The 21,216-nt window shown below is 56.4% G+C and carries 19 protein-coding genes; 14 read left to right on the forward strand and 5 right to left on the reverse strand.

The features are described from left to right. Together cydB and JO226_RS06910 are read right to left on the reverse strand one after the other, a co-directional pair. Window positions 1-752: cytochrome d ubiquinol oxidase subunit II (gene cydB, locus JO226_RS06905; protein ID WP_293545056.1), on the reverse strand; the 752-nt coding region annotated here is incomplete at its 3' end. Further along, a complete protein-coding gene (locus JO226_RS06910) occupies window positions 752-2,149 on the reverse strand; it encodes a cytochrome ubiquinol oxidase subunit I (RefSeq protein WP_293545059.1) in 1,398 nt (465 codons plus the stop codon). The genes cydB and JO226_RS06910, both read right to left, overlap by 1 nt. 346 nt (window positions 2,150-2,495) lie before the next feature. On the opposite strand from JO226_RS06910, the gene JO226_RS06915 reads away from it, so the two are divergent. The 12 genes from JO226_RS06915 (at window position 2,496) to JO226_RS06965 (ending at window position 14,716) form a co-directional block, all read left to right on the forward strand. After that, window positions 2,496-2,864 carry a hypothetical protein gene (locus JO226_RS06915; protein WP_293545062.1) on the forward strand — a complete coding sequence of 123 codons (369 nt, stop codon included), beginning with the start codon at window positions 2,496-2,498 and terminating at the stop codon, window positions 2,862-2,864. After that, window positions 2,864-3,370: a DUF3828 domain-containing protein gene (locus JO226_RS06920; RefSeq protein WP_293545065.1), complete on the forward strand. Its 507-nt coding sequence runs from the start codon at window positions 2,864-2,866 to the stop codon at window positions 3,368-3,370. The genes JO226_RS06915 and JO226_RS06920 overlap by 1 nt, the downstream gene beginning before the upstream one ends. A 594-nt stretch (window positions 3,371-3,964) precedes the next feature. Continuing rightward, window positions 3,965-4,036: a tryptophanase leader peptide gene (gene tnaC, locus JO226_RS23305; protein ID WP_367273526.1), complete on the forward strand. Its 72-nt coding sequence runs from the start codon at window positions 3,965-3,967 to the stop codon at window positions 4,034-4,036. A 249-nt stretch (window positions 4,037-4,285) separates the two neighbouring features. Beyond that, the gene (gene tnaA, locus JO226_RS06925; protein WP_293545135.1) at window positions 4,286-5,701 is read left to right on the forward strand and encodes a tryptophanase; all 1,416 of its coding nucleotides are present in this window, start codon (window positions 4,286-4,288) and stop codon (window positions 5,699-5,701) included. Between the two features lie 104 nt (window positions 5,702-5,805). Then, complete coding sequence (tnaB, locus tag JO226_RS06930; RefSeq protein WP_293545067.1) at window positions 5,806-7,056, forward strand: low affinity tryptophan permease TnaB; 1,251 nt, start codon at window positions 5,806-5,808, stop codon at window positions 7,054-7,056. Between the two features lie 136 nt (window positions 7,057-7,192). Beyond that, on the forward strand, window positions 7,193-8,605 hold the full coding sequence (locus tag JO226_RS06935; protein WP_293545070.1) for a PLP-dependent aminotransferase family protein: 1,413 nt from the start codon (window positions 7,193-7,195) through the stop codon (window positions 8,603-8,605). Between the two features lie 319 nt (window positions 8,606-8,924). Then, window positions 8,925-10,070: a putative ABC transporter substrate-binding protein YdcS gene (ydcS, locus tag JO226_RS06940; RefSeq protein ID WP_293545072.1), complete on the forward strand. Its 1,146-nt coding sequence runs from the start codon at window positions 8,925-8,927 to the stop codon at window positions 10,068-10,070. Window positions 10,071-10,086: 16 nt separating this feature from the next. Further along, window positions 10,087-11,100: an ABC transporter ATP-binding protein gene (locus JO226_RS06945; protein ID WP_293545075.1), complete on the forward strand. Its 1,014-nt coding sequence runs from the start codon at window positions 10,087-10,089 to the stop codon at window positions 11,098-11,100. 1 nt (window position 11,101) lies between these two features. After that, the gene (locus JO226_RS06950) at window positions 11,102-12,043 is read left to right on the forward strand and encodes an ABC transporter permease (RefSeq protein ID WP_293545078.1); all 942 of its coding nucleotides are present in this window, start codon (window positions 11,102-11,104) and stop codon (window positions 12,041-12,043) included. After that, window positions 12,033-12,839, forward strand: coding sequence for an ABC transporter permease (locus tag JO226_RS06955; protein ID WP_293545081.1), 807 nt, complete (start codon window positions 12,033-12,035; stop codon window positions 12,837-12,839). The genes JO226_RS06950 and JO226_RS06955 overlap by 11 nt, the downstream gene beginning before the upstream one ends. Before the next feature lie 19 nt (window positions 12,840-12,858). Next, window positions 12,859-14,286 (forward strand): aminobutyraldehyde dehydrogenase, encoded by a 1,428-nt coding sequence (gene patD / locus JO226_RS06960; protein WP_293545084.1) that lies wholly within the window; start codon window positions 12,859-12,861, stop codon window positions 14,284-14,286. A gap of 181 nt (window positions 14,287-14,467) precedes the next feature. Then, window positions 14,468-14,716 carry a membrane lipoprotein lipid attachment site-containing protein gene (locus JO226_RS06965; RefSeq protein WP_293545087.1) on the forward strand — a complete coding sequence of 83 codons (249 nt, stop codon included), beginning with the start codon at window positions 14,468-14,470 and terminating at the stop codon, window positions 14,714-14,716. Between the two features lie 74 nt (window positions 14,717-14,790). On the opposite strand, the gene yncL is transcribed toward JO226_RS06965, so the two are convergent. After that, complete coding sequence (gene yncL, locus JO226_RS06970) at window positions 14,791-14,883, reverse strand: stress response membrane protein YncL (protein ID WP_293545091.1); 93 nt, start codon at window positions 14,881-14,883, stop codon at window positions 14,791-14,793. 179 nt (window positions 14,884-15,062) lie between these two features. Between yncL and JO226_RS06975 the strand changes: the two genes are divergently transcribed. Next, window positions 15,063-15,236, forward strand: coding sequence for a GhoT/OrtT family toxin (locus tag JO226_RS06975; protein WP_293545094.1), 174 nt, complete (start codon window positions 15,063-15,065; stop codon window positions 15,234-15,236). A 66-nt stretch (window positions 15,237-15,302) separates the two neighbouring features. After that, window positions 15,303-16,058: an alpha/beta hydrolase gene (locus JO226_RS06980; RefSeq protein ID WP_293545096.1), complete on the forward strand. Its 756-nt coding sequence runs from the start codon at window positions 15,303-15,305 to the stop codon at window positions 16,056-16,058. A 41-nt stretch (window positions 16,059-16,099) separates the two neighbouring features. Here JO226_RS06980 and JO226_RS06985 read toward each other — a convergent pair whose 3' ends face one another. Together JO226_RS06985 and JO226_RS06990 are read right to left on the reverse strand one after the other, a co-directional pair. Continuing rightward, complete coding sequence (locus JO226_RS06985; protein WP_293545099.1) at window positions 16,100-18,241, reverse strand: virulence factor SrfC family protein; 2,142 nt, start codon at window positions 18,239-18,241, stop codon at window positions 16,100-16,102. Further along, complete coding sequence (locus JO226_RS06990) at window positions 18,238-21,216, reverse strand: virulence factor SrfB (RefSeq protein WP_293545102.1); 2,979 nt, start codon at window positions 21,214-21,216, stop codon at window positions 18,238-18,240. Before JO226_RS06990 ends, JO226_RS06985 begins: the two co-directional genes overlap by 4 nt.

Genomic DNA, 21,216 nt, shown 5'->3' on the forward strand with positions numbered 1-21,216 from the left:
AGACCCTTCCACAACCCGAAGCCCAGCGCCAGGGTCAGCGCCGGCACCGGCAGCAGGAACCACAGATTCGGGAAGCTGAACCAGCGCTCGGCGATGGCCGGATGCGCGAGCGGGGTCCACAGGCTGATAACGGCAATGACCGTCAGCATCGCCAGTAGCAGCGTGCGGGAGACCTGGCGCATTCTGCTAAGCAGCGGCGCCTCGCTTTTCATCACAAGCCAGGTGGCGCCCAGCAGGGCGTAGGCGATGACCAGCCCAACCCCGCAAAACAGCGTAAACGGCGTTAGCCAGTCGAACGGTCCGCCTGCATAGGTCCGGTTTTCCACCGGGAAGCCGTTCAGGACGGCGCCGACCACCACGCCCTGACAGAAGGTGGCGAGGATAGAACCGCCGAGAAAGGCGTTATCCCAGAACGGACGGTGCGAAGGTGTGGCTTTAAAACGAAACTCAAACGCCACGCCGCGAAAGATGAGGCCGATCAGCATCAGCGTCAACGGAATGGTCAGCGCGTCGATGATCACCGCATACGCCAGCGGAAATGCGCCAAACAACCCCGCGCCGCCGAGCACCAGCCAGGTTTCATTGCCATCCCAGACGGGGGCGACGCTGTTGACCATCACGTCCCGGTCCTCTGCATCCCGCACGAAAGGGAACAGGATGCCGATACCCAAATCAAAGCCATCCATCACGATATACATCAGCGTGGCGAAGACGATGATGACAAACCAGATAACCGATAAGTCGATACCCATTAGTGCGTCTCCTTGTGCTGATAGCCGTCAATCGCCGCAGAAAGCGGGCGAGCCGGAGTGCCGTGTTCAGGCGGCAGGAGGTCCTGCGGGCCTTTGCGAATCAGGCGCACCATATAGCTGTAACCGATGCCGAACACCGACATATAAACCACGAAGAAGGTGAGCAGGCTGATGCTCATGTGCAAATCGCCGTGGGCGGAAACCGCATCCGACGTGCGCTGCAGGCCATACACGACCCACGGCTGGCGGCCCACTTCGGTGGTGACCCAACCGGCGAGGATGGCGACCAGGCCGGAAGGCCCCATCCACAGGGCAAAACGCAGGAACGGACGCGAGGTGTAAAGACGTTTGCCTTTACGCAACCACAGCGCCAGCACGCCAAGCAGGACCATCAGACCGCCGAGTCCGGCCATGATGCGAAATGACCAGAAGACGATCGTCGAATTTGGCCGATCCTCTTTGGGGAACGCTTTTAACGCCGGAACCTGTTTATCCAGACTGTGGGTCAGGATAAGGCTGCCAAGCGCGGGAATTTCCAGCCCAAAGCGAGTGCGTTCCTGCGCCATATCCGGCCAGCCGAACAGCAGCAGCGGCGTCGGCTCTCCCGGCACGTTTTCCCAGTGTCCTTCGATGGCGGCAATTTTCGTGGGTTGGTGCTTGAGGGTGTTCAGCCCGTGCATATCGCCTATCAGCGCCTGCAACGGCGCGACAATCAGCGTCATCCACAGCGCCATTGAGAACATCGCCCGGATAGCTGGCGTGTTGTTGCCTTTGAGCAGGTGCCAGGCGGCGGAGGCGCCGACGAACAGTGCGCTGCTCAGGAAAGCGGCCACCGACATATGCAGCAGGCGATACGGGAAGGAGGGGTTAAAGACCACCGCAAACCAGTCGACCGGCACCACCTGACCATTGACGATTTCATACCCCTGCGGTGTTTGCATCCAGCTGTTGGAGGCGAGGATCCAGAAGGTGGAGATAATGGTACCCAGCGCCACCATGCAGGTGGAGAAAAAGTGCAGGCCCGGGCCGACCTTGTTCCAGCCGAACAGCATAACGCCGAGGAAACCCGCCTCAAGGAAGAAGGCGGTCAGCACTTCATAGGTCAGCAGCGGGCCGGTGATGCTGCCCGCAAACTGAGAGAACCCGCTCCAGTTCGTGCCGAACTGATAAGCCATGACCAGGCCCGAGACAACGCCCATACCGAAGTTCACCGCAAAGACCTTCGACCAGAAGGTATACAGCGAACGCCAGACGGGGTTCTTCGTCTTCAGCCACAAACCTTCCAGTACCGCCAGGTAACTGGCAAGCCCGATGGTGATCGCCGGAAAGATGATGTGAAAAGAGACGGTAAACGCGAACTGTATTCGCGCAAGGTGGAATGCGTCTAAACCGAACATGCAAACTCCGCATTGAAAATGGTGTCAGCGCGATTGTAGGCCGTGTCACGCCGGTGTTGCAGAAACAGAAACCCTCGATTTACCTATAACAGTTCAGGTACTGTTATCCCTCTTCTCCAAAACTTCCCCCCAAAACTGGCGAAAGTTACAGCGCTATATCAGAGCCAGCCTCAGAATATTTGATGCCCAGGGGTTATGATGCTCAATAGCCTCCGCCAGTATTTTTTTCCAGTCACCCAAACTTAGACGTGCGCGGGTATTTGAGCGGTTTCGGCATTTTTTATTGAGAAAAAAAACGGGTTTTCGCGTATTGACTCCTTATTAACCATACCCAAAGGAAATAAGGATGAGCTGGAACAAACAAACGGCTATTTCATATCTTCGGTCACATGCCCTCGGGCACTCTCATAGCGAATGCGCTAAGTTTACCCGCCTGGCTATTCAGGCTGGTGGCGTCAATGTACCGAACACGGAATATGCAAAGGATTATGGCGCAGAGCTTTTACGGGCTGGATTCAGGGAAGTCCCTCCGGGGTCTGCCTTAATTTCTGGTGATGTCGCTGTGATACAACCCTATCCGGGAGGGAATGGCATCGGTCATATGACTATGTATGATGGCACAAAGTGGATTTCTGACTTTGTTCAAACAGGCATGTATCCGGGGCCAGGGTATCGTAGGATGCAGCCTTCTTTCAAAATCTACCGGATGAATTGATGAAAAAGCTACTTTTGTTAATCGCCATATTACTGACGGGGTGTAGTTCGGTTACCCGTCAAAGCCAGCAAGCAAAAGTCCAGACCGAGAAATTCTATAGGTCCTACCTGACTGCTTTCGGCAGCGATGAGGCAAAACCTTATCCTATTGATGAGTTACGTAAATACGTTGCTGCTGATACTGTTGCTCGTATTGATGCCGTCCAGAACATTCCTGAGCAAGAGTTAATGGAATCTGATTATTTTACCTACGTACAGGATTACTCGCGTGAATGGGTTCCGATGTTACGTATTGGGAACGCTCAGCCATTTTTAGGCGGCGAGGTAGTTCAGGTGATGGAAGGGGTAGGAAACGGAGGGTATATCCATTTGGAAGCGTTTCTACGCCATGAAGAGGGTACCTGGAAAATTTACCGCGTACGCGATGTGACGAACGATCACGAGCATCCAATTTTTAATGCCGGGGCAATAACTCGGGCAAAGGCCGCAGCAGGAACAGGACTGTAAGTTGTGGCAAGGCTCTTATCAGTTCAACATTGATGGTTTTCACGCCGGAGACCTTCACCACCAGATTGACGCGGCGCGGGAGAATGACGGTTCAGTCATCATTGCGCCGCGAGTCGAAAAAACACAGCCATTCCGGTAAACGATGCTTTTGATGTTGCGACGTACATCATCAACGATGCCCCGATAATCTGAACGAACAATTCGTGAAAGAAACTTCCCCAAAAAGAATTATATCCAGTTGATTTTTAAATAAAAATTTTGAAGTAAAATGCAGTGATTTTAAAGCGCGGTTTTGCAAACTTCGCATTGAAAATGGTGTCAGCGCGATTGTAGGCCGCGTTGTGCCTGTGTTGCAGAGACAGAAGGGTGAGATTTACCTATAACAGTTTCGGCACTGTTATTCGTTGCATCGATAGTTTTTGTCGATGCAAACATTCACTCCGTTGTTAAGAAAATGTATATCCTGAGAAACTGTTATATATGACAGGAAGTTAACTGTGATGGTATTCACAGTTGGATAAAGGAAAGATAGAAAAATAAAACCATTGAAGTAATGTAATCACCATCTTTCGTGGGAGTTGATATATTATGGCTATGTCTAATAACGTCTGCCAAACCGCAAAGTGGTTCAATATTGACACTATGATTGTCAATCATCGCCCTTGAGTCCTCGCTTTTCCCTGTCTGTGTAAAATAAACATCAACGGATTTTTTAATCTGTTCTGTTTGTTATGTCCTGAATAAATTTAAACTTATGTAAACCATCAGCAGTTAACTCCGGTGCCTCAAAGGCCTCTGCTGTTGTTGTTTTGCATGGGGTGATTTGTTCTGGATTATCGCTGTGACATTAATTTCGCTAAGCACTTTCACAATAAGTGTTATCGGTCTTTGCATGCCAAAATAAAGGAATACATGATGAATAACTTTCAGCATTTACCAGAACCGTTCCGTATCCGTGTTATCGAGCCTGTAAAACGCACCACCAGAGAACATCGCGAAAATGCAATATTAAAAGCTGGGATGAACCCGTTCCTGTTGGATAGTGAAGACGTCTTTATCGATTTATTAACGGATAGCGGCACCGGCGCCATCACGCAAAATATGCAGGCGGCAATGATGCGTGGCGATGAGGCTTACAGCGGCAGTCGGAGTTACTATGCATTAGCGGACGCTGTCAAAAAGATATTTGGTTATAATTACACCATTCCAACACACCAGGGGCGTGGGGCCGAGCAGATTTATATTCCCGTTTTAATCAAAAAGCGTGAACAAGAAAATGGTCTGGACAGAAGTAAAATGGTGGTGTTCTCCAACTATTTCTTTGATACCACACAGGGGCACAGCCAGATAAACGGTTGTACCGTGCGCAATGTTTACGTGAAAGAGGCGTTTGATACCTCAGTTCGTTATGACTTTAAGGGAGATTTTGACCTTCAGGCGCTGGAAGAGGGTATTAAAGAAACGGGGGCGGAAAACGTCCCTTATATTGTGGCCACCATTACCTGTAACTCCGCTGGCGGGCAGCCGGTCTCTATGGCGAACCTGAAAGCGATGTACAGCATTGCGAAAAAATACAATATCCCGGTAGTGATGGACTCGGCGCGGTTTGCGGAAAACGCTTACTTTATTAAGCAGCGGGAAGCGGAATATAAAGACTGGAGTATTGAAGCCATTACCTTCGAAGCCTATAAATACGCGGATATGCTGGCGATGTCGGCGAAGAAAGACGCGATGGTGCCGATGGGCGGGCTGTTGTGCTTTAAGGACGATAGTTTCTTCGATGTCTATACGGAATGCCGAACCCTCTGCGTTGTTCAGGAGGGGTTCCCCACCTACGGCGGTTTAGAAGGCGGCGCCATGGAGCGTCTTGCTGTCGGGCTTCAGGATGGTATGAACTATGACTGGCTGGCCTACCGCATTACGCAAATTCAGTATCTGGTGGATGGGCTGGAAGAGATTGGCGTGGTCTGCCAGCAGGCAGGCGGTCATGCGGCGTTCGTTGATGCCGGGAAGCTGCTGCCGCATATTCCGGCAGACCAGTTCCCCGCTCAGGCGCTGGCCTGCGAGCTGTACAAAGTCGCCGGGATCCGGGCTGTGGAAATAGGCTCGTTTTTACTGGGCCGCGACCCTAAAACAGGCAAGCAGTTACCGTGTCCGGCAGAACTGCTGCGTCTGACCATTCCGCGGGCCACCTATACCCAGAGCCACATGGACTTTATTATCGAAGCCTTTAAACACGTGAAGGAAAATGCTGCAAACATTAAAGGATTAACGTTTACCTATGAACCTAAAGTGCTGCGTCACTTTACGGCGAAACTGAAAGAAATTTAATAAAAAATATTATGCATGGCTATCTCTGTTATAGCCATGCATGTTTTTTCCATTGCGCTAAAGGCCGCAATGAATTACCGATCCGCTCAGCATGAGAGGGTATCATGGAAAATAAGTCGAATACGAAACATTCCTCCTTTTGGGGTATTATGGTGATAGCCGGTACCGTGATCGGCGGAGGAATGTTTGCTTTACCTGTCGATCTGGCAGGGGCATGGTTTTTTTGGGGCGCCTGTATTTTAGCTATTTCGTGGTTTTGCATGATGCATTCAGGGTTGTTGTTGCTGGAGGCAAATTTAAACTATCCAGTGGGCTCCAGTTTCAACACCATAACAAAAGATTTAATTGGCAACGGCTGGAATATTTTTAGTGGTATCACCGTCGCTTTTGTATTATATATATTAACATATGCCTATATCTCTGCAAATGGCGCTATCATTAGTGAAACCATTGCAATAAATTCCGGTTATCAGGTTAACCCCAGATTGATTGGAATTTTAACAGCGATTTTTGTTGCTGCCGTTTTATGGTTTAGTTCACTGGCCGCAAGTCGAATTACCTCGCTGTTTCTTGGGATTAAGATTATCGCATTTATCGTGGTGTTTGGATCACTGTTCTTCCAGGTCGACTATTCCATTTTGCGTGATGTTAAAGAGGGTGCTGAACGCAACGAATCCTATTTTTTATATGTTTTTATGGCAATTCCTGTTTGTCTGGCCTCTTTCGGGTTTCATGGAAATATCCCGAGCCTTATCATTTGCTATGGCAAACGCACCGATAAATTAATAAAAAGCGTTGTGATCGGTTCACTATTAGCGCTCGGCATCTATCTGTTTTGGCTGTACTGTACTATGGGCAATATCCCGCGGGTGAATTTTAAAGAGATCATTTCATCCGGCGGCAACGTCGACTCGTTAGTGCACTCTTTTATGGGCACAAACCAAACCCGAGTGGTTGAAATATTCCTGCTGGTTTTTTCTAACCTCGCGGTAGCCAGTTCATTTTTTGGCGTAACCCTGGGATTATTTGATTATCTGGCGGACCTGTTTAAGTTGGACAGTTCTAACAGCGGGCGATGTAAAACGGTGTTGTTAACGTTCTTACCGCCGAGCCTGCTGTATCTGATTTTCCCGAACGGGTTTATCTATGGAATAGGCGGTGCAGGACTCTGCGCCACGATATGGGCGGTGATTGTACCGGCGATTCTTGCATTAAAAGCAAGACAAAAATTCCCGAATAAACCCTTCACGGTCTGGGGCGGAAACGTCATTCCCGGCGTGGTCATTACCTTTGGGGTAGTGGTCATACTGTGCTGGTTCGGGCGTACCTTCAACCTGTTGCCGCAACTGAGCTAAACGCCTCGCACTATTACGGTTTCCGTGATAGTGCGTTTATTCCTGCTTTCGCATTTTTATGCATAACAGTTTTCATAACAGGCAAGCTTTGTGAATCTGTTATATGATGGCGAAAAGGTCATCAGCGGAAGCGGTCATGAAAAAATACCAGCGCCTGGCGCAGCAAATCACCGAACAGATAGCCCTTGGCGTGTGGCAGCCGGGCGATCGTCTACCTTCGCTTCGCGAGCAGGTCACGATAAGCGGCATGAGCTTTATGACCGTCGGCCATGCCTACCAGCTGCTGGAAAGTCAGGGGCGGATCGTGGCGCGTCCTCAGTCTGGCTACTACGTGGCGCCGCGTCCGGTGAAACCGCTCAACACTGCGGCGCCCGCCCAGGTGATGCGCGATGAGGCGGTGGATATCAACACCTATATTTTTGACGTGCTGCAGGCCAGCCGCGAGGCGGCGGTGCTGCCGTTTGCCTCCGCGTTTCCCGACCCGCGTCTCTTCCCGCTGCAGCAGCTTAACCGCTCGCTGGCGCAGGTCAGCAAAACCGCGACGGCGATGAGTGTGATTGAGAACCTGCCGCCGGGCAACGCCGACCTGCGCCATGCCATTGCCCGCCGTTATGCGCTGCAGGGTATGAACATCTCGCCGGATGAAATTGTGATCACCGCTGGCGCGCTGGAAGCGTTGAACCTCAGTTTGCAGGCGGTGACTGAACCGGGAGACTGGGTTATCGTCGAAAACCCGTGCTTTTATGGCGCGTTGCAAGCGCTTGAGCGGCTGCGGCTGAAAGCGCTGTCGGTGGCGACCGATGTGAAAGAGGGGATCGATCTCAACGCGCTGGAACAGGCGCTCAACGACTACCCGGTGAAAGCCTGCTGGCTGATGACCAACAGCCAGAACCCGCTCGGTTTTACCTTAAGTCCGGAGAAAAAGGCGCAACTGGTGGCGCTGCTCAGCGCGCACAACGTGATGCTGATTGAGGATGACGTGTACAGCGAGCTGTACTTCGGCCGGGAAAAACCACTGCCGGCAAAAGCCTGGGATCGCCAGGACATGACGCTGCACTGCAGCTCGTTTTCCAAATGCCTGGTGCCGGGGTTTCGTATCGGCTGGGTGGCGGCGGGCAAACATGCGCGGCGGATTCAGCACCTGCAGCTGATGAGTACGCTGTCGACCAGCTCGCCGATGCAGATGGCGCTGGTGGATTATCTGGATACCAAACGCTATGACGCCCATCTGCGGCGACTGCGTCGCCAGCTGGCGGATCGTAAACAACTGGCTTGGCAGGCGTTGCTGCGCCATCTCCCCGCCGAAGTGAAAATTCACCATAACGACAGCGGCTACTTTTTGTGGCTGGAACTGCCCGCTGGGGTTGACGCCGGTATCCTGGGCGCCCGGGCGCTGGAGTATAAAATCAGCATTGCGCCGGGAAAAATGTTTTCAACGACCGACAGTTGGGCCTCGTTCTTTCGTTTTAACACCGCCTGGGGGTGGGGGGAGCGGGAAGAGCAGGGGATTAAAACCCTTGGGCGGCTTATTCGTGAAATGATTAAATAAACGCCATTCTTATTTTCTGAAGACCTTATTCTCATTTAAAAAATAATCCACCGGTATAAGATGAAACGTCCGGTGGATTATTTAACCCTACGCATCCACAGGGAATTCATATACGTACCCTGCCTGCATAACACGTTGTCTATACTGCAATTTGTTGCACCACAAAGTGCTATTCTCAGCGTAATGCGTCCTTTGTCACAACCTGATGAAATTTCCGCGAGCGAGCGGGAACGGCTGCATTACGCCGTCTACTGTTATTAGGGGAGATATTTTTACGGCACGGCTGCCGCCAGATTAATTCTGACAGGAGTAAACACGTATGAGCAAGAAATTTGCCCGCAGTAGCCTGTGCGCGCTGGGTTTAACCGTAATGACTGCACACGCGGCCGAACCGCCGACATCGCTTGATAAAGGCGAAGGCCGCCTGGATATTATCGCGTGGCCGGGGTATATCGAACGGGGTCAAACCGATAAGCAATATGACTGGGTGACCCAGTTTGAGAAAGAGACCGGCTGCCAGGTGAATGTGAAAACGGCCGCCACCTCCGACGAAATGGTCAGCCTGATGGCGAAGGGCGGCTATGACCTCGTTACCGCCTCCGGCGATGCGTCACTGCGCCTGATCATGGGCAAGCGCGTGCAACCGATTAACACCGCGCTTATTCCGAACTGGAAAACCCTCGATCCCCGGCTGGCGAAAGGCGAATGGTTTACCGTCAAGGATAAGGTGTACGGCACACCGTATCAGTGGGGGCCGAACCTGCTGATGTATAACACCAAAACCTTCCCGACCCCGCCAGACAGCTGGAGCGTGGTGTTCATCAAACAAAACCTCCCGGACGGTAAAACCAACCAGGGCCGCGTGCAGGCCTATGACGGCCCTATCTACATCGCCGATGCCGCGCTGTTTGTGAAAGCCTCTCAGCCGCAGTTGGGCATCCAGGACCCTTACCAGTTGACGGAAGCCCAGTACCAGGCGGTACTGAAGGTACTGCGCGACCAGCACGCGCTGATCCACCGCTACTGGCACGATACCACCGTGCAGATGAGCGACTTTAAAAACGAAGGCGTGGTCGCTTCCAGCGCCTGGCCGTATCAGGCGAACGGCCTGAAAGGCGAAGGGCAGCCTGTCGCCACCGTGTTCCCGAAAGAGGGGGTCACTGGTTGGGCGGATACCACCATGCTGCACGCGGAAGCCAAGCACCCGGTTTGCGCTTACAAATGGATGAACTGGTCGCTGACGCCGAAGGTGCAGGGCGATGTCGCCGCCTGGTTCGGCTCGCTGCCGGTGGTGCCTGAAGGATGTAAGGCCAGTTCGCTGCTCGGCGACAAAGGCTGTGAAACCAACGGCTACAACTTCTTCGACAAGATTGCTTTCTGGAAAACGCCGATCGCTGAAGGCGGTAAATATGTTCCCTACAGCCGCTGGACGCAGGACTACATTGCCATCATGGGCGGTCGTTAATGCCCGGGAGTAAAACATGACGTACGCAGTTGAATTTCATGATGTCTCGCGTCTGTATGGTGATGTTCGCGCAGTCGATGGCGTTAGTATCGCGATTAAAGATGGGGAGTTTTTTTCCATGCTGGGGCCGTCAGGCTCCGGCAAAACCACCTGTCTGCGGCTGATTGCCGGTTTTGAGCAGCTTTCCGGCGGCGCCATTACGATTTTTGGTAAAGAGGCCAGCGAGCTGCCGCCCTGGGAACGCGACGTCAATACCGTGTTTCAGGATTACGCGCTGTTCCCGCACATGTCGATTCTCGATAACGTCGCCTACGGGCTGATGGTGAAAGGTATCGATAAAAAGCAGCGTTACGCTAAAGCGCAGGAGGCGCTGGAAAAGGTGGCGCTGGGTTTCGTGCAGTCGCGCAAGCCCTCGCAGCTTTCCGGCGGTCAGCGCCAGCGCGTGGCGATTGCCCGCGCGCTGGTCAACCAGCCTCGTGTTCTGTTGTTGGATGAACCGCTGGGCGCGCTGGATCTCAAGCTTCGCGAGCAGATGCAGTTTGAGCTGAAGAAGTTGCAGCAGGAGCTGGGGATCACCTTTATTTTCGTTACCCACGATCAGGGTGAAGCGCTGTCGATGTCCGATCGCGTGGCGGTGTTCAACAACGGCCGTATTGAGCAGGTCGATACCCCGCGCGACCTGTACCTGCGCCCGCACACGCCGTTTGTCGCCGGTTTCGTCGGCACCTCTAACGTTTTTGACGCGCCGCTCGCCGAGAAAGTCTGCGGCATGTCGGGGCTGTGGTCGCTGCGTCCGGAACACATTCGCCTGAATGAGGGCGGTGAGATTCAGGTCAATGGCGTGGTGCAGGCCGTGCAGTATCAGGGGGCGGCCACCCGGTTTGAGATTCGCCTGCCGGACGGTGAAAAACTGCTGGTGAGCCAGCCGAATTTTACCGGTGGCGCGCAGCAAGACGGGCCGCAGCCCGGACAAACCGTGCTGGCGTCCTGGACTCGCGAAGCAATGGTGGCGCTGGACGGAGGGAGGTGAGATGGCGATGAGTATTGCACCGCTTCCTTCATCGGGCCGGATAAGCCGCCTCTCGGGCTTATTCTGGCGCAAACCGTCGCTCGGGCTGTTTCTGTTATTACTCGGCCCGCTGATGTGGTTTGGCATCGTGTACTTCGGCTCGCTGCTGACGCTGCTGTGGCAGGGGTTTTACACCTTTGACGACTTCACCATGTCGGTGACGCCGGACTTAACCCTTGCCAACCTGAAAGCGCTGTTTAACCCGGCGAATTACGACATCATCGTGCGTACGCTGGTGATGGCGATTGCCGTCACGCTCGCCAGCGCGATTCTGGCGTTCCCGATGGCGTGGTATATGGCCCGCTACACCTCCGGCAAATGGAAGGCGTTTTTCTATATCGCCGTGATGCTGCCGATGTGGGCGAGCTACATCGTCAAGGCTTACGCGTGGACGCTGCTGCTGGCGAAAGACGGGGTAGCGCAATGGTTTTTAAGCCGCATGGGGCTGGAAGGGTTATTAAATCTGTTTCTGACGCTACCCGCCGTGGGCGGCAATACGCTGTCGACTTCCGGACTGGGGCGTTTTCTGGTGTTCGTCTACATCTGGCTGCCGTTTATGATCCTGCCGATTCAGGCGGCGCTGGAGCGTTTGCCGCCGTCGCTGCTGCAGGCGTCGGCTGACCTCGGCGCCTGGCCGCGCCAGACGTTTCGTTACGTGGTGTTGCCGCTGGCGATCCCCGGCGTCGCGGCAGGGTCGATATTCACTTTTTCTCTGACGCTTGGCGACTTTATTGTCCCACAGCTGGTGGGGCCGCCCGGGTACTTTATCGGCAACATGGTCTACTCTCAGCAGGGGGCTATCGGCAACATGCCGATGGCGGCGGCCTTTACCCTGGTGCCGATTGTGTTAATAGCCCTTTATCTGGCGTTCGTAAAGCGCCTGGGAGCGTTCGATGCACTCTGAACGAGCACCGTTGTTCCTGAAAATCGCGGCCTGGGGCGGGGTGATTTTCCTGCATTTCCCGTTGGTTATCATTGCCATCTATGCCTTCAACACCGAGGACGCCGCCTTCAGCTTTCCACCGAAGGGGTTAACGCTGCACTGGTTTTCCGTGGCGGCATCGCGTGGCGATATCCTCGACGCGGTGACGTTGTCACTTCAAATCGCGACGCTGGCGACGGCCCTGGCGCTGGTGCTGGGAACGCTCGCCGCCGCCGCGCTGTGGCGCAGCGAGTTTTTCGGTAAAAACGCGATTTCGCTGCTGTTGTTACTGCCGATCGCGCTGCCGGGGATCATTACCGGCATCGCGTTGTTAACCGCGTTTAAGGCCATCAACCTTGAACCGGGGTTTTTCACCATCGTCGTTGGGCACGCAACCTTCTGTGTGGTGGTGGTTTTTAACAACGTGATTGCGCGCTTTCGGCGGACGTCCTGGAGCCTGGTCGAAGCTTCCATGGACTTGGGCGCCAACGGCTGGCAAACCTTCCGCCACGTAGTGCTGCCGAATCTCGGCTCTGCGCTGCTGGCAGGCGGCATGCTGGCGTTTGCGCTGTCGTTTGACGAAATCATCGTCACGACCTTTACCGCAGGGCACGAACGCACGCTGCCGCTGTGGTTGCTCAACCAGTTGGGTCGCCCGCGTGACGTACCTGTCACTAACGTGGTGGCGCTTCTGGTGATGCTGGTAACGATGTTGCCAATTTTAGGGGCCTGGTGGCTGACCCGTGACGGCGAAACGGTCGCCGGTCACGGAAAATAAGACAATGACGGAGAAGGCTATGCAACACAACTTATTGATAAATGGTGAACTGGTTGCGGGTGAAGGTGAAAAGCAGCCTGTTTATAATCCGGCAACGGGCGAGGTGCTGGTGGAAATCAATGAAGCCACGCCTGAGCAGGTCGATGCTGCCGTTAAGGCGGCCGATCGCGCCTTCCAGCAGTGGGGGCAAACCACGCCGAAAGCGCGTGCGGAGTGCCTGCTGAAGCTGGCGGATGTCATTGAGCAGCATGCGGAAACCTTTGCCCGAATCGAATCGCTGAACTGCGGTAAACCGCTGCACAGCGTACTGAATGATGAGCTTCCGGCGATCGCCGACGTGTTCCGCTTTTTCGCCGGTGCGGCGCGCTGCCTGAACGGTCAGGCGGCGGGAGAGTACCTCGAAGGCCATACCTCCATGATTCGCCGCGACCCGCTTGGCGTGGTGGCGTCCATTGCCCCCTGGAACTACCCGCTGATGATGGCCGCGTGGAAGCTGGCTCCGGCGCTGGCGGCGGGTAACTGCGTGGTGATGAAACCGTCAGAAATTACCCCGCTGACCGCGCTGAAGCTGGCTGAGCTTGCAAAAGACATCTTCCCGGCCGGGGTGGTGAACGTCCTGTTTGGCCGCGGTAAAACCGTTGGCGACCCGCTGACCGGGCATGAAAAAGTACGCATGGTCTCGCTGACGGGCTCCATTGCAACCGGCGAGCACATCATTTCCCACACTGCATCGTCCATCAAGCGCACGCATATGGAGCTTGGCGGTAAAGCGCCGGTGATTATTTTTGACGATGCCGATATAGATGCTGTCGTGGAAGGTATTCGCACCTTCGGCTTCTACAACGCCGGGCAGGACTGTACGGCGGCCTGTCGACTGTATGCCCAGAAGGGGATTTACGACGAGCTGGTGGAAAAACTGGGGGCAGCGGTCTCCAGCCTGAAGATGGGGGCGCCTGACGATCAAAGCACCGAACTGGGGCCGCTCAGCTCTGCCGCGCATCTGGCGCGCGTCAGCGATGCGGTGGAGAAGGCGAAAGCGCAGGGGCACATTAAGGTGATCACCGGCGGGCGCAAAGGCGACGGCAACGGCTATTACTATCAACCGACGGTGCTGGCTGGCGCGCGCCAGCACGATGCCATTGTGCAGCGTGAAGTGTTTGGCCCGGTGGTGAGCGTTACGTCGTTTGACGATGAAGCGCAGGTTCTGGCCTGGGCTAACGACTCGCAGTACGGGCTGGCCTCTTCTGTGTGGACCAAAGACGTTGGTCGCGCTCACCGTTTCTGCGCGCGTCTGCAGTACGGCTGCACCTGGGTTAACACCCACTTTGTGCTGGTGAGCGAAATGCCGCACGGCGGGCAGAAGCTTTCCGGCTACGGCAAAGACATGTCGGTGTACGGTCTGGAAGACTACACCGTGGTGCGTCATGTGATGATAAAGCATGGCTAATGCCGTTTTCACTCAGGCCACTTTGGCATAACGATAAATCCCCTCAGGTCTGAGGGGATTTTTTTCGCCGACTCAAACTGTTGCGGGTTATTGTTGTGACGTCCATCACCTTTTGACTTTTCCCCTGACGCCGTGCGAGGATCGGCGGTTTTCGCATTCCTGGCGAGAAAGTCTGGTGATTATGATGAAGAAAGTGATTTGCGCCGTTGTCGCGCTGGCAGCATTGAGTGGTTGTACAAATTCTCCGGCACACCGTATTGCCGAATGTCAGAAAAATGGCGGAACCAGGGACGATTGCGTGGCGGCAGAGTGGGAGTATGAGAAAGCACACCCGCTGCCGAAATATGACGCGTCAAATTATGACAATGCGGCTGTGCTTCAGGCGGCGTTTAATGCCAATGCCGCACGCAGTAAAAGTACGGCTCAGTAAGACCGTCGATTATCCGTTACGGCGGATAATCGATATTTGCTCGCTTGATTGTCGTCACTCTCTGCTTACCCGGTTTAAAACCAGCCAAAACGCATCGATAAAAGCCAGAGTAGCGCTATTGCCAGTAACAGATTGATCAAAACGACTGTTCTACTGGAAACGTCCATTGTGCCTCCGTAGCAAATTAACCTCTAATCATATAGACGGCAAAAATGAAAAACGCCATTGCAGGGGGCAAAATTGCTGCAGCGATCGCCAAACCTTACATTTGTTATGTTAAAACTTGATGGGTTTCAAAAAAAGTTGCATATTGCCCACGATTTTTGATTTCTTCGCAGGCTTTCGCATGACGCTGTACCAAAAAATGTTGGTTTTCTATGCCGTTATGGCAGTCCTTTGTGCTTTTATTACCTGGTTCCTGACCAAAGAAAATTTCTGTATCCGCCTGATTGCCACCGTACTGATCGGCGCCACCTGGCCGTTTAGCTTCCCTGTCGCGCTGCTGCTGTCGATTTTTTAAATCACATCCGGACTGGTCATTCATCTTATTTTGCTGTATATAAATACAGTAATGGAGGGGCGAATAATGAACAGCATGCTCTCACGGATTGCTGGCGCGGTGGTGCGTTGGCACGATTTACCGGGCGACGGCGATCCGGTTGTGTTTATTCACGGGCTGGGATGCGCATCGTCCTACGAATACCCACGTCTGACGTCGGACCCGGCTCTGGCTGGACGCCGCGCAATTCTCATCGACCTGCCAGGCAGCGGCTTTAGCGAGAAGCCCGCTGATTACGACTACAGCACCACTCATCAGGCGGAGGTCGTCGCTGAGGTGCTCGCACATCTTGGCGTTAGCCGCTATTTCCTGTATGGCCATAGCATGGGCGGCAGTATCGCCATTCAGTTGGCGGAGCGCGCTTGCGCGCAGATTTTAGCCCTTGCGGTCTCTGAGCCGAATTTCCATGCGGGGGGCGGCGAGTTCAGCCGTCGTATCGTTGAGCAAACTGAACAGGCATTCATGGCGCGTGGATTCCGGCAGATGGTTGAGGCGGAAACCTCTGCGTGGAAAGGCTGTCTGCAAAATACGGCGCCATGGGCCGTGTGGCGGGGAGCAAGAAGCCTGGTGGAAGGGGTAACGCCCTCCTGGTGGGCGCGTTTTTGCCGCCTGTCATGCCCAACAGCGCTGATCGTTGGCGCGTATTCCTTGCCGGATCCTGATGCGCAAGAGGCCGTCGCGGTGGGTATCCCGCTGCACGTGATTGCCGATGCCGGGCATTCCATGTCGTGGGAAAACCCTTCCGCGCTAGCAGAAGCATTGGCGCGGGTTTTTATCCGCTAGCAGAGGATGACCGGCGCACGTCCTTGTGACCGGCTGTCGTCCTAAAATAACGCGTTAAGTGCGGCGCGGGCGTCGTCGGGGATATCCAGCGGGTGGCGGTAATCCGGCGCTTCGCAGGCCCGGGTGAAGAGCGCGACAAGCCAGTCGTAAACGTAGCGGGTTGCCGCATGCGCCGGAGTTTCGCCAAGTTCAGTGAGACGCCCGGTGCCGCGCGCGTCGGCGGCGAACAGCGTGCTGCCTTTGGCTATTCGGCTGGCCGGACGCGCCTGAGGCGGAACGCTGGCATAACCCAACCAGGCCAGATAATTGCTGATAATGGCGCGCAGCTGCGAGGCGCTGGCGCGCTCGTTTCGCATCACGGCCTGCAACTGCTGGGGCAGCTCGAGACGGTAGCTGGTGACGATCAGAATATCCGCCAGTTGCTGTAGCGTCTGGGGGGCGACACCGTAGCGGCGGGCATTATCCTCGCTGCGGCTCCACTGGCGTAAATAGTTAACCCACAGCGCATGAGCGGCGAAACCACGGTTCTGCTGTCCGGCGGCGTTGAGCGGGCCATCGTCCGGCAGGGCGAACAGGTCCACGCTGTCGTTAAACAGCGCGCTGACTTTCTCTTCCCGCGGTTGCTGGACCTGGCAAATCTGTTCAAAGTATTGCTGGACGGGAAGCAACCCCTCCAGCAGTTCGCCCAACGTTGCGGCCTGTTTTTGCAGCTCACGCACCACGCTCTCGGCCTGGGCGCGGCAATGCGCGGCATCGGCGCTGGCGGGCGTTTTCCACGCCGACATCAACTGCTGCGCCTGAAGCTGTAGCCGCGCGTCCTGAAGCTGCAGACGGTTCTGGCGCTGCGTCGGTACCGTCGCCTGCGACAGCCATTCGATTAACCGCTGAAGGCTGCTGCTGTCCAGCGCCTGTAGCGTTCCCCAGCGCTGGCCTGGCTTGCCGATAAGCTGCTGCACCGCTTCGTCCAGATTGCGTTTGTGTACGAAGCGGTCGTCCTGCGGGGTGATCGCCCACACCAGTCCGGGCAGCGCGCCCTCCTGTTGCGGTTGAGTCTCCTCCACCCACTGCAGCAGCCGTCTGGCGGTTGTCGGAATCTGCGTTCGGGCTGTCGCCGCGTTGCAGACGATCAGCAAATCAGGCTGACAGCGCTGGCGGTAGCTGTCGAGCAGCCAGTGGCATTTGCTGGCCCACAGCGGCGTGGCGTCAGTGCGTTCGGGAACCGGAATATCGACAAGGTCGACATTATCCAGAACGCCGTTTTCAACCGGCAGCACCAGCTCGCGGGTCAGCAAGGCGAGGGCATCCATCGACAGGCTCACGGCGTTGAGCAGGTTACCGTCCGCCAGCGGATGCACCAGCACTTCGCCTTGCGGCGCATACTCCGGCGTCAGAAAACCTTCTGCGGGCAGGGCAAAACCATCCACCAACAGGCTGAGCGGCACCGCCAGCGCGCTTGCGTGCCCGCACTGTTGCAGGACATGCGCTAACGTGAGCCACTGGCGGGTCAGATCCTGCTGCTCGCCCCACAGCAGCGCCCACGCGCTGGCGCGCGCGCTGAGGTCGAGGCAGGGGAGCAACTGAATAAACTGCTGCCAGAGCGCGTCATCGAACTGCTGCTGGCGCGTGGGAACCCGCCCCTGCCAGAAGCGGGCGAGCGCCGCGACCTCCTCGCGGCTGACGCCCGGAACGGGTTGCGCCTGGCGCAGTGCCTGCCATGCGGTGAGACGCGCCGCGACCACGGCCTTGTCGACCTGGCGAACCGCGCCCTGCCGCAGCGCGTGGGCGATAAACAGCTGCACCAGCTCCGTTTCGCTCATTAGATGCAGACGAAGCGGAAACGCATCATCAGGCGTTGCGGCTGTGCGAGAAAAACGCAGCGCCATGCGGGTCAGCGCATGGCCGGGGTTGATATGGCTAAAATAGTCGAGGGTTTTATTACCGGCGCGAACCATCAGCCGCCCCTGGCCGCTGGCGCACAATGCGCCGAGCAGATGCGCTTTCGCGCCCTGTGAGCCGCCGTACAGCGCGAGGCTTACCGGTGAGCGCTGCGCCAGCCGTAGCGCCTGCTGCTGCGCGTTCAGCGCCTGTAGCCGGGTGAGCAGCGCGTCGGCGTCGTTATCAAACAGCGGGGAGACCTGGCGGGTGGTCTGGGTCCAGTCGATGAATGTCTGTATACGACTCATTTCAGATATACGCTCCCGCTATCAATCCAGTAGTGGCTACCGCTGTGGCGGCGGTCGGCCAGGGTATTTAATTTCAGCGTCAGGGCATCCGGCGGCACCGGGGTGCCGTCCTGTAGCCAGGCGTCGCTCAGCACAAAGGCCTCCGGGCCTTCGCTACGGCCGCCGCCGGTCAATTGCAGACGAACCTGCAACACGCCGTCACCGGCAATCGCTTTTGCCACCTCCGGGGAGTTAATGCTCAGCGTGTACAGCGGCGTCGCTGGCCAGCGCGCGTTGGCCAGTTGACGAAAGCCGAGCGTGACGTTGCCGCGCAGCGGGAAGTGCAATCTGGCGTCGACTTTCGCCCCCGGCTTATCGAGATCGATATCGGCGTACCAGACGTTGTCCTCGCGCAGGGTATTGACGGTGTTATCCAGCACGCCGAGGTAGCGCACCGTGGAGTATGCCCCGATGTCGGCAGCCTTAAAGTTAAAGCGCGGCAGGCGGAGATCCAACGCCAGACTGCAGAGCATCGCGCCGACGGCGGCGGTCGATTTCGGGTTGCCGATACGACCCTGCTGGCTGAACGGATACCATTCATGCACGTGGTAGCTGTCCATCCAGACCATGCGGTTCACGGGGACCGGCTGCAGGTAGCGGATCAGCGCCTGCACGCCGGGCAGACAGCCGGGGCGTCCGGTCACCAGCAGCACATCGCACTGGTAGTGCGAGATGGCCTCGCAGACAGCGTGCAGCGGCGCGGCGAGGGTAAACTCACCCGCCAGCATCGCCTCGCGAAGCTCGCTGAAGCTCACCTGGAGCGGTACCGCCAGCAGGTCAAAAGGCTCCGAGCCAACCGGAAGCGCGTGGCCGATGGCCTGGCCGACGTAGTTCATGACGTTGCGGGTCGGCGCGTGTTTCAGCAGCTCGCCAAAGGTCGCATGCAGCCCGGCCAGCGGATCGTTAATATCGCAGCGCTCCCAGGCGGCGAGAATGGCGTGACCTATCGGCATAAACAGCTGTAGCGTCGTTTGCTGGCGCAGTACGGCCTGGGTATCGATACGCCCGGAGTCGCCGAACAGCGTCGCCATCAGCGCCGGGGCATCGGTAATACCCGATTTTTGCAGCTGCGTTTGCAGCGCAGGCAGCACGCAGCGCTGGATAACGTCCAGCAGGATATCGTCTCCCGCAATTTTAAATCCTTCGCGAAACAGCAGCAGCGGCGTGATTTTGACGTTGCTGCCGGTGCCGTCGTCGAGCTGATACTGGGTGATCGCCATATCAGTGGTGCCGCCGCCGAGGTCAACCGATGCCACGCGCAGCGTGCGTCCTGGCGCTGCGGTATCCGCCTGTCGGTCCGGGCGAGCAAGGGCGGCGAAGAAGGTTTCGGTCTGGCCGCCGAAATGCGACATTGCTTCGTTATACAGCCAGACGAGCTGACCACAGCTGGCCTCATCCCATTCCATATGAATGCGCGGCACCGGCACGACGCTTTTGTCCTGCTGTTTCGCCGTAACGAAATCGTCGTCCTGCGGATGCCAGCCGAGGGATTTCCACACCAGAGCGATGGCTTCAAACATCCGGCGGCGGAAAATCTCCCGTTCCTGCTTCGGCATCGCCGAGGGGAGCGTCAGGATAAGCGTGCGCAGCTGGCGCGGTGACGAGGGAAAACCCAAACGCAAGCGGGTGGCGACGCTGTTGATCTGCCCCAGCGCCTGCGCCAGCAGCTCGCACAGCAAGTGGGTCATCAGCGTGCTGCGGCTGTATTGCGGCGAAAATACCGGCATACGCTCGTCAGGCGGCAGCGTGAACAGCGGCTGGCCGTCGTCGTTCATCAGGTTGGTCAGCGGGAATGCCGTCGCCAGCGGCTCACGCTGGGTGCGGGCGTTCATCTGACTGAAGCGCCAGTCCTGCACGGCAGGTGTTTCATCCCACAGGTAGCGGCGGGGGCTGGAGATCCCGCTGTTACCTTCAGTGCCGAGACGCTGAGTGGCAAGCTTGCGGGCCTCGTCGCCGGTGCGAACTATCGACGGCCAGACAAAGGCGTCTTCACGCCCGCTCTCTACGGAATAATGCTGTTTGCCAAAACGGGCTTCGGAGAACTCAAGGCGGCTGGTGAACAGCGGGGCGTTGAGGAACTGCGGTTCGCTGAGTGAGCGCACCTGCAGTTCGGCGGTCTGACGCAGACCATCGTTGGCATCGCCATGATCTTCAATGATCACTCCGCAGGTGTGGCTGTTGCCGACGTCGAGAATTAAATCGACGGGGATCGCCGGGGTGCTGACCGTTTCGGTGACGATTTTCACTTCCGGCACCGACAGCTGTTCGCCCAGCAGCGCCAGCAGATTGAGCCAGTGCCCCTGATATTCAAAGCTGCGCAGCGCCTGGGCGATATCGCGTTCGCTGCGGGTTTCCTGTTGGGCGGCGTGCTGGGTGAAAACTTCGCGTAGCCAGCCGTCGATCCAGGTCTGGTCGAGAAAGTCGGCGATTTCGTCGTCGCGCCAGGCCAGCGCAAAACGCGTGCCGTTCAGCACATCGTTTTCGCCTGGGGCCAGGTGCGACGGCAGGTTGCCGTGGATCTGACTGTCCAGCGCGATAGTCACCCGGTGGCTGTGGCCCGCGCTGTCCGGTTGCGGCAGTTTGCGAATTTGCACCCGCGCCCAGTTATCCGGCCCTTCAACAAAGGTGCGCGGCGGGTTGAAGCGCAGGAACGGCAGCGGCAACCATACGCCGTCCAGCAGCGCGAGCGAGTGTTCAAGCGGCAACGTGCTTTCGGGCTTAACCACCTCCGGCGGGTTGTTGTTCACCGTCGGCAGGGTGTAGCGGCTGTTGACGATGTCATAATCCAGGCGCAATAGCGGGCCGTTGGCGGTTTTGCGGACAAAGCGGCCGCGGCTTAGCGCGTCCTGCGGCGTCAGACCGAAATCAAGGAACTGCACGCCGCTGTTGGCGATAAGCGTGACGCTCTGTTGGTAGTCGCACAGTGTAACCAGCAT

The sequence above is a fragment of the Pluralibacter sp. genome, from assembly GCF_019237635.1.
Classification (GTDB): Bacteria; Pseudomonadota; Gammaproteobacteria; order Enterobacterales; family Enterobacteriaceae; genus Enterobacter_B.